Source organism: Streptomyces sp. DSM 42067 (assembly GCF_055792885.1).
In genome coordinates, this window is sequence record NZ_CM147706.1 from 3,715,500 (window position 1) to 3,727,982 (window position 12,483).

Annotated in this window: 11 protein-coding genes and 1 pseudogene; all 12 read right to left on the minus strand. The window is 70.3% G+C overall.

From position 1 onward, the window contains the following. Positions 1-354: 354 nt before the first annotated feature. Positions 355-636 carry an HU family DNA-binding protein gene (locus ACSMXV_RS17215; RefSeq protein WP_067273695.1) on the minus strand — a complete coding sequence of 94 codons (282 nt, stop codon included), beginning with the start codon at positions 634-636 and terminating at the stop codon, positions 355-357. A gap of 360 nt (positions 637-996) precedes the next feature. Then, positions 997-2,430 (minus strand): NAD-dependent malic enzyme, encoded by a 1,434-nt coding sequence (locus ACSMXV_RS17220; protein WP_181660406.1) that lies wholly within the window; start codon positions 2,428-2,430, stop codon positions 997-999. A 431-nt stretch (positions 2,431-2,861) separates the two neighbouring features. After that, positions 2,862-5,213: a HelD family protein gene (locus tag ACSMXV_RS17225; RefSeq protein WP_473178472.1), complete on the minus strand. Its 2,352-nt coding sequence runs from the start codon at positions 5,211-5,213 to the stop codon at positions 2,862-2,864. A 226-nt stretch (positions 5,214-5,439) separates the two neighbouring features. Next, the gene (locus ACSMXV_RS17230) at positions 5,440-6,279 is read right to left on the minus strand and encodes an anti-sigma factor family protein (protein ID WP_473178473.1); all 840 of its coding nucleotides are present in this window, start codon (positions 6,277-6,279) and stop codon (positions 5,440-5,442) included. Continuing rightward, on the minus strand, positions 6,276-6,797 hold the full coding sequence (locus tag ACSMXV_RS17235; protein WP_067273687.1) for a sigma-70 family RNA polymerase sigma factor: 522 nt from the start codon (positions 6,795-6,797) through the stop codon (positions 6,276-6,278). The genes ACSMXV_RS17230 and ACSMXV_RS17235 overlap by 4 nt, the downstream gene beginning before the upstream one ends. Positions 6,798-7,058: 261 nt before the next feature. Next, positions 7,059-7,712: a CGNR zinc finger domain-containing protein gene (locus ACSMXV_RS17240; RefSeq protein ID WP_473178474.1), complete on the minus strand. Its 654-nt coding sequence runs from the start codon at positions 7,710-7,712 to the stop codon at positions 7,059-7,061. Positions 7,713-7,791: 79 nt separating this feature from the next. Further along, positions 7,792-8,370: a GNAT family N-acetyltransferase gene (locus tag ACSMXV_RS17245; RefSeq protein ID WP_473178475.1), complete on the minus strand. Its 579-nt coding sequence runs from the start codon at positions 8,368-8,370 to the stop codon at positions 7,792-7,794. Between the two features lie 140 nt (positions 8,371-8,510). Continuing rightward, the gene (locus tag ACSMXV_RS17250; protein ID WP_473178476.1) at positions 8,511-9,650 is read right to left on the minus strand and encodes a uroporphyrinogen-III synthase; all 1,140 of its coding nucleotides are present in this window, start codon (positions 9,648-9,650) and stop codon (positions 8,511-8,513) included. Positions 9,651-9,875: 225 nt separating this feature from the next. Next, a complete protein-coding gene (locus ACSMXV_RS17255) occupies positions 9,876-11,258 on the minus strand; it encodes a nitrate/nitrite transporter (protein ID WP_473178477.1) in 1,383 nt (460 codons plus the stop codon). 240 nt (positions 11,259-11,498) lie between these two features. Next, a complete protein-coding gene (locus ACSMXV_RS17260; protein ID WP_473178478.1) occupies positions 11,499-11,933 on the minus strand; it encodes a PIN domain-containing protein in 435 nt (144 codons plus the stop codon). Then, on the minus strand, positions 11,930-12,178 hold the full coding sequence (locus tag ACSMXV_RS17265) for a ribbon-helix-helix protein, CopG family (protein WP_473178479.1): 249 nt from the start codon (positions 12,176-12,178) through the stop codon (positions 11,930-11,932). The genes ACSMXV_RS17260 and ACSMXV_RS17265 overlap by 4 nt, the downstream gene beginning before the upstream one ends. Positions 12,179-12,220: 42 nt before the next feature. After that, positions 12,221-12,400 (minus strand): annotated as a pseudogene (locus ACSMXV_RS17270) (hypothetical protein); the annotation flags it as partial. Between the last annotated feature and the right edge of the window lie 83 nt (positions 12,401-12,483).

The window sequence follows — 12,483 nt, forward strand, 5'->3', positions numbered from 1 at the left end:
GCCGCTGTGGGCGGCACGGGTCGGCGCCCCGCGCCGCTGTGGGCGATCGCGACCCGCGCCGCTGTGGGCGGCACGGGTCGGCGCCCCGCGCCGCTGTGGGCAGTCGTGCCTCCCCAGTGCCTCAAGGGCCTGGGAGGTACCCCCAGGGCGATGGGGGTACCCCCTGCTCTGGGGGCACCTCCCAGCGTTAGCTGGGGGAGAAGCCGAGAGCTTGGGGGAGGGTGGGCACAGCGGCGCCCCCACGCGGCGGGCCACCCGGCTTGTGCGGCGCGCGGCGGCCGCAGCCGCCCGCACCGCAGGAGCGCAAGCGAGAGGGCGGCCACCCCGAGGGGGTGGCCGCCCTTTCGCATGGGCTCACTGGCCCTTGGCGGCTTCCTTGAGCTTGGAGCCCGCGGACACCTTCACGCTGTAGCCGGCCGGGATGTTGATCGGCTCGCCGGTCTGCGGGTTGCGCGCGGTGCGAGCGGCACGGTGCGTGCGCTCGAAGGTGAGGAAGCCGGGGATGGTGACCTTCTCGTCGCCCTTGGCAACAACCTCGCCGACCGTCTCGGCGAACGCGGCCAGCACCGCGTCGGCGTCCTTGCGAGTCACCTCGGCGCGGTCGGCCAGCGCGGCCACCAGCTCACTGCGGTTCATTTTTGTACTCCCGTGTTCTTCTTGCCGTTGAGGCGTGCCACGCGGCGGAGCCGCATGTTGATGCGACGAAGCCGATGCTGCCAGGGTCCTCGGTCGGTCCCCGGACCCGGGTCCGTAGCCAGACCCTCGCGCCCAGAGACGCATCCTGCCCCCACCTGCGGCGGGAAAGCCAATCCGGCACCCCTGGGAGTCACACGAAAAGCGCCACTGCCTCGAATTGATGACGCTCCGTCCACTCCCGACAGCGGACCGCAGGGCTCAGGCTGGCTGCCCGCCACCCTAGAGGGAGGCCTCAAGCCCCGCGTTCCACGACGCGCCGACTCTAATACCCCGGACTGACAACGCCCGGCCACCGGCCCGTCAGGCGGTGGTGTTACCCGTCACAGCAACCCCGGCGGCCTTCGCGGCGTCCCGCACCGCTCCGGCGACCGCGCCCGCGACCTTGTCGTTGAAGACGCTCGGGATGATGTAGTTCGGGTTGAGCTCGTCCTCGGTGACGACGTTCGCGAGTGCGGTGGCGGCGGCCAGCATCATCTCCGTGTTGACCGTACGCGACTGCGCGTCGAGCAGACCGCGGAAGACACCCGGGAACACCAGCACGTTGTTGATCTGGTTCGGGAAGTCCGAGCGCCCGGTGGCCACAACTGCCGCCGTCTGACGGGCGATTGCGGGCTCGACCTCCGGGTCCGGGTTCGCGAGCGCGAACACGATGGCGTCGTCGGCCATGGCGGCCACGTCGTCGCCGTCGAGCACGTTCGGCGCCGAGACACCGATGAACACGTCGGCTTCGCGCACCGCTTCCTTCAGCGTGCCGGTGACGCCCTCGGGGTTGGTGTTGTCCGCGATCCAGCGCAGCGGCGAGTCCGCGGCCGCGTCGACGAGGTCCGGGCGCCCGGCGTGCACCACGCCGTGGATGTCGGCCACGACGGCGTGCTTGACGCCCGCGGCGATCAACAGCTTGAGGATGGCCGTGCCGGCCGCGCCGGCGCCTGACATGACCACGCGCACGTCCTCGATCGCCTTGCCGACCACGCGAAGTGCGTTGGTCAGCGCGGCGAGTACGACGATCGCGGTGCCGTGCTGGTCGTCATGGAAGACGGGGATGTCGAGGGCCTCGCGCAGGCGCGCCTCGATCTCGAAGCAGCGGGGTGCGGAGATGTCCTCGAGGTTGATGCCGGCGAAGCCGGGGGCGATGGCCTTGACGATCTCGACGATGGCGTCGGTGTCCTGGGTGTCGAGGCAGAGCGGCCAGGCGTCGATGCCGGCGAAGCGCTTGAAGAGGGCCGCCTTGCCCTCCATCACGGGCAGCGCTGCCTTGGGTCCGATGTTGCCGAGGCCCAGCACGGCGGAGCCGTCCGTCACGACCGCAACGGAGTTTCGTTTGATGGTGAGGCGGCGGGCGTCCTCGGGGTTCTCGGCGATCGCCATGCACACACGGGCCACGCCGGGCGTGTAGACCATGGAGAGGTCGTCACGGTTACGGATGGGGTGCTTGGACGCCATCTCGATCTTGCCGCCGAGGTGCATCAGGAACGTACGGTCGGAGACCTTGCCCAGGACGACGCCCTCGATGGTGCGCAGCTTGCCGACGATCTCGTCGGCGTGCGCGGTGGAGGTCGCGGCGATGGTGACGTCGATACGGAGCTTCTCGTGCCCGGAAGCGGTGACGTCGAGGCCGGTGACCGAGCCTCCGGAGGACTCCACGGCCGTGGTGAGCTGGGACACCGCGGTTCCGCTCGCGGGCACCTCCAGCCGGACCGTCATCGAGTAGGAGACGCTGGGCGCCGTTGCCATGGCCGACTTCCTCTGCTTTCCCTTTGTGTCGCGTGTGTCGCGTGCGCCCGCCGCGAGTCCACGGCCAGCGTCATCCGATGGTGTCACCTACCGCCGAGTACGCGGTAGCCGCCCCGGATTGCGAACGTTTTGTTCTCGCACCGCTCGTTCCGACGGCGCAATGAAAAAGGGCAAAGCCAGACAAAGAGGTCCGCGCCCTCTGATGGCGCGGACCTCTCCGACGTTCAGTGACACCGACCCGCCATGCTCGCCTCGCGGCAAGTGGTCGCTCGAAGCGACGAAGGTTGGGCCCGGGGGCTTGGATCGAGCCGGTGCCACGTCAACGGTAACAAACGATCCCCCTAAGGCAATTCCCGTACCCCTATCAGTCCCGACAACATGTCCGGATCAGTCCCCGAGCAGGTGCCGATCAGTCCCTGAGCAGTTCCCGATCAGTCCCTGAGCAGGTCCGGCATCCCGGCCGCGTCCGGCTCGTCCCGTTCCACCGAGACGATGGTGAGCTGCTGCGTCGCGCGGGTCAGAGCGACGTAGAGCACGCGCAGTCCGGCGGGCGACTCGTCGGCGATCTCCGCGGGTGAGACGACCACCGTCGCGTCGTATTCCAGGCCCTTCGCCTCCAGGCTGCCGAGCGCCACCACGCGCTCGCCGAGCCCGGCGAGCCAGCGGGCGGCCTCCTCGCGGCGGTTCATCGCGACGACGACGCCGACGGTGCCGTCGACCTGTTCCAGCAGGCGGCGGGCCTCCTCCCGCACCGTCTCCGCCATCCCCTCGCCGTGTACGACGGCGAAGCGGGGCTGTACGCCCGTCGAGCGGACCGCGGACGGTGACGGGGAACCCGGCATGGCGAGAGCCAGGACGCGGGCCGCCAGCTCGGCGATCTCGGACGGGTTGCGGTAGTTCACGGTGAGCGTGAAGCGGCGGCGGGGCCGCGTGCCGAGGGCCTCGTCGCGGGCCTCGGCGGCCTCGTCCGGGTCGGACCAGGAGGACTGGGCCGGGTCGCCGACGATCGTCCAGGTGGCGTGCCGTCCGCGGCGGCCGATCATGCGCCACTGCATGGGGGTGAGGTCCTGGGCCTCGTCGACGATGACGTGGGCGTACTCGGTGCGTTCCTGGGCCAGCCGCTCCGCGCGCTCGCGCGAGGACTCCTCGCGGACCGGCATGAGCTCCTCCAGGCCCGTGAGCTGCTCGAGCGGGTCGAGCTCGCGCTTCTTGCGGGGCCTGAAGGGGGTGCCGAGGATCGCCTGGAGCTCGTCGAGCATGGCCACGTCGTGGACGGAGAGCGCGTCGCGCCGCAGTGAGCGGGCGACCCTGCGCACCTCGCCCGGGTTCAGCTCGCGGCGCGCCCACCGGCCGAGGAGCTTCTCGTCGCCCATCGCAGAGAGGACACCGCGCGGGGTGAGCTCGGGCCACCAGGCGTCCAGGAACGCGATGAAGTCGTCCTCGGAGGTGATGTCCTCGTCGAAGGAGGAGCGCAGCTCGGCGGCGAGCTCCGGGTCGGTGTGCCGGGATCCGGCCCCCGACTGCTGCCACAGGGCGTCGAGCAGCAGCTTGCGGGCGCGGGGGCGGAGCAGGTTGACGGGCGCCGTGCCGCCGAGAGCCGTCCGGCGGATCCGCTGGAGCGCCTCGCCCTCCAGCTCGAGCCTGCGTCCGAAGGCGACGACCCGCAGCCGGTTGGGCGGACCGACGGGCGCCGCGGGACGACCCCGGGTCTGGGCCGGGGCGTGGCCGGCCGGACCGAGCTCCAGTGCGCCCCGCGCCGCCTTCCGCAGCACCCGCAGCATGCGCGAGGAGCCCTTCACACGGGCCACCGACGGGGAGTCGTAGACCGTGGCCTCGGCGCCGTCGACCAGCGAGCCGACCGCGCGGATCGCCACCTGGCCCTCCTCGCCGAGGGACGGCAGGACGCCTTCCGTGTACGCCACGAGCAGCGGCGTCGGCGAGACGATCAGGATGCCGCCCGCGTACCGGCGCCGGTCCTGGTAGAGCAGATAGGCGGCGCGGTGCAGGGCCACCGCAGTCTTGCCGGTGCCCGGGCCGCCCTCGACGTACGTCACGGAGGCGGCGGGCGCCCGGATCACCAGGTCCTGCTCGGCCTGGATGGAGGCCACGATGTCCCGCATCGTGTGGGTGCGGGCCTGGCCGAGCGCGGCCATCAGCGCGCCGTCGCCGACCACCGGCAGTTGCCGGCCGTCCAGGTAGGCCGTGAGCTCGGGGCGCATGAGGTCGTCCTCGACGCCGAGGACCTTGCGGCCCTTGGAGCGGATGACACGACGGCGGACGACCCGGCCGGGGTCGACGGGCGTGGAGCGGTAGAAGGGCGCGGCGGCCGGGGCGCGCCAGTCGATGACCAGCGGCGAGTAGTCGGCGTCGAGCACACCGATACGGCCGATGTGCAGCGTCTCGGCGATGTCTGCCGTGTTGTCGGTCCGCACGGCGCCCTCGGCCGGCTCGACAGCTGTGTACGCGCCGTCGGCACCCTTCTTGCCGTCCTTGCCGGTCAGCAGATCGATACGGCCGAAGAGGAAGTCCTCGAACTCGTTGTTGAGCCGGTTGAGGTGGACTCCGGCACGGAAGACCTGCGCGTCCCGCTCGGCGAGCGCGCCCGGCGTGCCGACGTGACCGCGCTTGGCGGCGTCGTGCATCAGGAACTCGGCCTCGTGGATCTTCTCTTCGAGACGCTGGTACACGCGATCCAGATGGTCCTGTTCGACGCTGATCTCGCGGTCGCGTACGGAATCGACAGCGGTATCTGCAGCCGAATCGACGGCTTCCTGCGCGGCCACCGGAGGCCCCCTTCTGACGTGCTGGGCAGCCGTCCACCGTACGCGAAAGGGGGCCTCCATGTGCACCTGCGTGCGCACATTCCTGCACAAACGCCCTGCGTAGACCGCCGGTGCGGCCGTCCGGCGCATCCGGTCCTGTGCGCTGCGTGACGGGTCGGATGCGCTGCGCGCACGCGTGACGCGGACGCGACACGCACGCGTCACGCGGACGCGGCGCGCACCCCTCCTACACGTCCACCTCCACCAGACGCTTGCCGTCGAACGTCTCGACCTCGAAGTGGTCGATGTCGTTGCGATCGAGGGCGGCGCCCCCGTGCACATACAGGGGGTGTTTGGCGGTCTCGTGCGTGCTGCCCGGAATGCCGTATCCCCACGTGGGGACCGACCAGGTGGTCACCGTCTCGCGCTCGCCGTTCTTGCCGACCGCGATGAGGGAGCACTTCTCGGGGCCCTTGACGTTCTGCAGCTCCAGGACGGTGTGCGTGCCCCAGGCCTTCTTCTCCATGCCGATGGTGGCGGTAACCTTGGTCGACGCGTCCGTGGCCTGCACCTTCTCCGGCATGTCGTTGAAGAACGCGTGCTCCGCCGGGCTGGTCGGATGCGGATCGGCCAGCGTTTTCGTGTCGTCGCCGTCCACCGCCATGACCGTCAGCGGGCCGCCGATGATCAGCGCGGCCGCGGCCGCCACCAGATACAGACCGCGCCTGCGCTTGGCCGCGCGCCGGGCCGCGACCTCGTCGACGAGCCGCTCCGTGAGCCTCGGGCTCGGCTTGACCACGAGCTGTGCGCCGAACTGCTCCCTGACGGGATCGCCCTGGGTGCCGGGAAGATCGGCGAGCGCCGCGAGCATCGGCTCCATGCCGGCGAGCTCTTCGAGCTGCTGCGCGCACCAGTCGCAGCCCGCCAGATGGGCTTCGAACGCGGTCGCCTCGGCATCGTCCAGGATGCCGAGGGCGTAGGCGCCGACCGTCTCGTGCACGTCATCGGGACCCTGAGGCCCCTGCTGCCCGGACGTAGGAGACCCAGGGAATCCGTACCCGGATCCGTACGCGTCGTACGTGCTCATGCCGTCACCCCCCGCTCCTCCAGTGCCAGCTTCATCGAGCGCAGCGCGTAGAACACCCGCGAGCGCACCGTGCCGCTGGGTATGCCGAGCGTCGCGGCAGCCTCATTGACCGTACGCCCTTTGAAATACGTCTCGACGAGCACCTCTCGGTGCGCGGGGGTCAGGTCCTCGAGCGCGTCCGAGAGTGTCATCAGCCACAGCGCCTTGTCGATCTCGTCCTCCGCGGGGATGACCTCCAGCGGCGACGGGTCGACCTCCTGCGGCCGGGCCTGCCGGCTGCGATGACCGTCGATGACGATGCGGCGGGCAACCGTCACCAGCCAGGGGCGTACCGAACCGGTCGCACGATTGAGCTGACCGGCGTTCTTCCAGGCACGGATGAGCGTTTCCTGCACGACGTCCTCGGCGCGCTGCCGGTCCCCCGCGACCAGCCGGAGCACGTACGCGAGCAGCGGACCGGCGTGCTCTCGGTAGAGGGCGCGCATCAGCTCCTCGTCGGGTTCCGCGGGCTGGGACATGCGATGTCGTGCCCTGGGCGTACGTTCATCGGCCACGGCGGAATCCTTGCGCACGCCTACCTCCGGTGTCCCCGATTCGACTGGGGCTGCCCAGCCGGTGCTTCCCAGCCGGTCGCTCACCATCGGGGTACGTAGTCGGACGGCGCTGTGTTCAAGGCTCCGTCAAAGCATTTTCAAAGGCAGGGATTTGACCGACATACGCCACTTCACCGCCGTTCAAGGGGACTTTGCTCGCCTTTTCCTCCTCGGCTCGCGTGCTGCTCAAGTCCGCGCAAGTGCCGCGCGGCGGCGGTGCCGGGCCACCCGTTCCCGGTTGCCGCACACCTCGCTCGAACACCAGCGCCGACGCCTCCCGCGTGAGGTGTCCAGATAGATGAGGGGGCAGTTGTCGCCCTCGCACTGGCGCAGCCGGGCGCGGGCGACCGGATCGGTCAGCAGCTCGACGGCGTCGCACGCGACTGCGGCGAGCAGCGCGACACAGTCGGGGTCGGCATGCAGGGCCCGGACGAGAGTGCCGTCGGCGGTGCGTACGGCCCTGAGGGCGGGCGGGGCCTGGCGGGCAAGTGAGTTGACGCGCTCCAGGGCACTGTCGGCTGGCCGTCGCGCGAGTTCCCCGCGTACCAACTGGCGTAGGTGGTAGCGGAGTTCGTGGAACGCCGCGAGCCAGGAGGGCTCCGCCTCGGCCAGGGGCGTCCCGATGGGGACGAGCCCCGCGCCCGTGCACCAGGCGCGCAGCCGGTCCACCGAATCGAGCCGCTCGTCGGGATACGCCGTCGCCACCAGGTCGAGACAGATCCGCCCGGCGTCGAACCGCGGCTCGTGCGGGGGCGGAGCCGCGGCCTGCGCCGGGGACGCATGGGCGACTGCCGGGGACGTACGGGTGGCTGCGGCCGCGCTGGTCGCGCCTGATGCCATGAGCCTGTCACCGCCTCGGGGATACCGGTGAGTGCCGTATCCCTACAGTGCCTGCCCCGGCGCGCCGCCGGAACCCCTGCTACCGGTCCGAGTGGCTCGGGAACCCATGGGGGTCCCCCCGCTCGAGCGAAGCCGAGAGTGGGGGAGGGTGCTCGTCGTGCAGGATGCGCTGGAAGAGGTGGTGGTCGCGCCAGGCACCGTTGATGTGAAGGTAGTTGGGAGCAGTGCCGATGCGTTCGAAACCGCACTTCGCGAGGACGCGCTGCGAGGCGGTGTTGTCGGTCAGCGTGCCGGCCTGGATGCGGTGCAGACCCAGCTCGTCACGGGCCGCCCGGCATATCTCCTCAACGGCCCGGGAGATCAGGCCCCGACCGGCGTACCGCGCGTCGATCCAGTAGCCGAGGGAGGCACTGCGGAACGGCCCGAGCGCTATGCCGCTCAGATCGGCCCGCCCGACGACAAGCGGCCCGTCGGTGACGACCCACCGCGCACTCCCCGCCTCCGCAAGCCGCGCGGCCTGCCCCTCGGCGGTGTAGAACTCCTCGCCGCGATACGGCTCCGTGGGCCGGAGATGCTCCCGATTGCGCACCTGCGCGTCGGCGAGCGCCTGGGCGTCTTCGGCGGTGGCACGGCGTATCCGTATTCCGTCGCTGAGCATCCCCATACGGTACGACGGCCTCGTTGTGTTGCCGCTCTGCTCACGTGCGGGCGGGCCACCGCCATAATGTGGGCTGCTGCCGGGCCGACGAGGCCCCCGGTCCGGCTTCATAAGGCGGCCGGGATCGGCGGCCGAGACCCCTACGCGTCCGCGTACTTCGAATCCGCCGCCGGGTCCAGGGCCAGCCGGTATCCCCGCTTGACCACCGTCTGGATCAGCTTCGGGGTGCCGAGGGCCGTGCGCAGGCGGGCCATCGCCGTTTCCACCGCGTGTTCGTCGCGGCCCGCGCCGGGCAGTGCGCGCAGCAGGTCGGCGCGGGGCACCACCCAGCCCGGGCGGCGCGAGAGGGCACGCAGGAGCGACATCCCGGCGGGCGGCACGGGGCGCAGACAGCCGTCCACCATCACCGCGTGGCCGCGAATCTCCACACGGTGCCCCGCGATGGGCAACGTACGGGCGCGGGTGGGCAGTTCCTGGCAGAGCAGCTGTACGAGGGGGCCGAGCCGGAAGCGTTCCGGCTGGACGGTGTCGATGCCGTGGGCCTGCAGCGGCAGCGCCGTGACGGGGCCGACGCAGGCGGGGAGAACGTCGTGGTGCAGGGCCGCGAGCAGTTCGGGGAGCCGACCGCGGGTCTCGGCGCGGGAGAGCAGGGACGCGGCGGCCGGGGCGCTGGTGAAGGTGAGCGCGTCCACGCCCCGCGAGACGGCGAGGTCGAGGAGCCGGTCGACGGGCGCGATGTCCTCCGGCGGCATCCACCGGTAGACCGGTACGCCGACGACCTCCGCGCCCCCTTCCCGCAGCGCCTCGACGAATCCTGGCAGCGGTTCGCCGTGCAGCTGCACCGCGATCCGGCGTCCCTCGACTCCCTCGCCCAGCAGCCGGTCCAGCACCTCGGCCATCGACTCGGACGAAGGCGACCACTCCTCGGTGAGCCCGGCGGCCCGGATGGCGCCCTTGACCTTGGGGCCGCGGGCGAGCAGCTCGACGCCGCGCAGCCGGTCGAGCAGCGCCTCGCCGAGGCCCCACCCGTCGGCGGCCTCGACCCAGCCGCGGAAACCGATGGCGGTGGTGGCCACCACCACGTCGGGCCGCTGGTCGATCACGTCCTTGGTCGCGGCGAGCAGTTCGCTGTCGTCGGCCAGGGGCACGATACGCAGCGCGGGCGCGTGCACGACGGAGGCTCCGCGCCGCTGCAGCAGGGCGCCGAGCTCATCGGCACGGCGTGCGGCCGTCACCGCGACGGTGAACCCCGCGAGGGGTCCTTCCTTGTGGTCGAACATTGGCTCTCGTCCCGAGCTCTCGTGGTTCTCCGACGGCTGTCAGGTAGTCCTCCGGATTCACCGAGCCTGCCAACAGCCCGTGACAGGCTCGGATCATTGCGATGTCGTCCGTGTTACGTCACCGCGCATCCCGTACAGACCGGCAGCGGGGCACCCGGTCCGGCCGCCGGTGCGGCCGGACCGGGTGCCCGCGGCAATCAGCCGCCGATGTAGACGTCCCGTCCGTCACACTTCCGCGTAGCTGAGCTGCGGCTTTGTCTCGGAGGTCGCCGCGGCCGACGAGGCGGCGGCGGCCGGACGGCGAAGGTATACGGCCCAGGTCACCGCGATGCACACCGCGTAGAAGGCGAGAAACGCTACGAAGGCGCCGGTGCCGGTGCCCGCCGTCATGAAGGACTGCCGGAAGGCGAGGTTGATGCCGAGGCCGCCGAGCGCGCCCACCGCACCGATCAGGCCCATCGAGGCACCGGACAGCCGGCGCCCGTATGCCGCGGCCTCCTCCCCGGTGAGCCCCTTCTGCACGGCCTTGGCAGCGAAGATGCCCGGGATCATCTTGTACGTGGAGCCGTTGCCCAGGCCCGTCAGGACGAAGAGCGCGATGAAGGCGGTGGTGAACAGCGGCAGCGACTTCTCCATCGAGGCCATCACGATGACGCTGGTGGCCGCGGCCATGGCGACGAAGTTCCACAGCGTGATGCGGGCGCCGCCGTACTTGTCGGCGAGCCAGCCGCCGAAGGGCCGGATCAGTGAACCGAGCAGCGGGCCGATGAAGGTGACCGACGCGGCCTGCAGCGGCGTACGGCCGAACTGGGTCTGCAGCACGAGACCGAAGGCGAAGCTGTAGCCGATGAAGGAGCCGAAGGTCCCGATGTAGAGGAAGGACATGATCCAGGTGTGCGCGTCACGGACGGCTTCCTTCGCCGCGCCGGTGTCGTTCTTGACCGAGGCGATGCTGTCCATGAAGAGCGCGGCGCACACCGCGGAGACCAGGATGAACGGGATGTAGATCCCGAGCAGCACCCGCGGACCGCCCGACGCACCGATGACGCCCAGGGCCACGAGCTGCACGACCGGCACGCCGATGTTGCCGCCGCCGGCGTTCAGACCGAGCGCCCACCCCTTCTTGCGCAGCGGGAAGAAGGAGTTGATGTTGGTCATGGAGGAGGCGAAGTTACCGCCGCCGACGCCGGTGAGGACCGCGCACAGCATGAAGGTGGTGTACGAGGTGCCGGGCTCCATCACCACGAACGCGGCGACGGTCGGCAGGAGCAGCAGCGACGCCGCGATGACCGTCCAGTTCCGGCCGCCGAAGCGGGCGACGGCGAAGGTGTACGGAACGCGAACGAACGCCCCGACGAAGGTGGCCATGGCCACGAGGAAGAACTTGCCGGCCGGGTCGATCCCGTACTCGGGCCCCATGAAGAGGACCATGACGGACCACAGGGTCCAGATCGAGAATCCGATGTGCTCGGACAGGACGGAGAAGATGAGGTTGCGCCGTGCGACGCGCTCACCGGTCTCCTTCCAGAACTCCTCGTTCTCCGGGTCCCACTGCTCGATCCAGCGGCCCCCCTTACGCGATGCGGTGGTGGTGCTCGGGGCTGTCATCTCACGCCTCCACGTATCTCGGCTGATGAGCCGAAGGTAGGGAGGGCGCGTTTCCGCGCTGTGGCTGCGGGTGACCTCCGGGGAACTTTGCTCTCACCCCGGGCAGAAAGGGACGGTGAGGGTTCGGCCGTGGATCATGACGGGTTGGCCGTGGGGCCATGCCCCTGGAACAGAGCCGGGCGAGGCGATGGGTGCTCTCGGAGGTCGTTTCTCAGGCACCCTGCGCCGTCTCAGCAATGCTTACGGATCGTCTGGCAACACCCGGAACGCCTTGTGCTCGGTCAGCGGCAGGACCGCACGGAAGTCCCTCCGGTCGAGGGTGAGGATCGCATCGGTCTCGTACTCCTCTGCGAGCGCCACATTCACAGCGTCTGCGAGGTCCAGCGACAACGAGGCGTACCGCGCCTGCACCTGTTGCGCACGAAGCAGAATCGAGGGGCCGGTCTCCGCGATGGCGAAGTCACCCCGCTCCGCAGCATTGACGATGTCCTCGAGCATGTCCCGCGCCCGCGCCTCGCCGAGCTCACGCCGCCCCACATGATCCAGCTCGGCCAGTACGAGCGGCGAGAACACGGTGAGTCCGGCCTCTTCCAGCACTTGGTACGCCAGATCGCTGCTCGGATGCGCCGTGTCGAACGCAGCGAGCGTTCCGGACGTGTCGGCGATGACGATCAATCCTCGGTCCTCGCCGACCCCATCGATTCGCGCACGATCGCATCGGCCCGGTCCGCGAGTGTGGGATCGCCACTGTTGAAGCGGCGCAGACCCAGCGGCTTCTCACGTCGGCGGTAGCGCAGAGCCGCGAGATGCAGTGCCTCACGGATGATCTCGGCCTCGCTTATCCCTTGCCGGGCAGCGGCCTGCTTGATCACGGCCATGTCATCTGCGTCGGCATAGACCATCGTCCGCTTCATCGTCATGACCATATGCTACACCCGGCATATGTTGCGCAGCTCCCTCGACGGAAACAGGGGCGGCAGCGGCCCGCCGCTGCCCGCCTGGGGATACTGCGCCCAGTTCTGCGCGGCACGCTGCTGCGCCGCCGGGCTGGGGTCGGGGAGGGCGACCATCTTCAGCGAGCCGTTCCACCCACCCCCCTGCCGGACTTCCGCGTACTGGTACCCGAACTGCTCGGCGATGAAGTCCCCTTGGTTTACGGGATCTTGGCGCACCTGACTGACTCCGCCGCCTGCAGGGGTTGCCTCACGTCGCCCCGCCACTTATC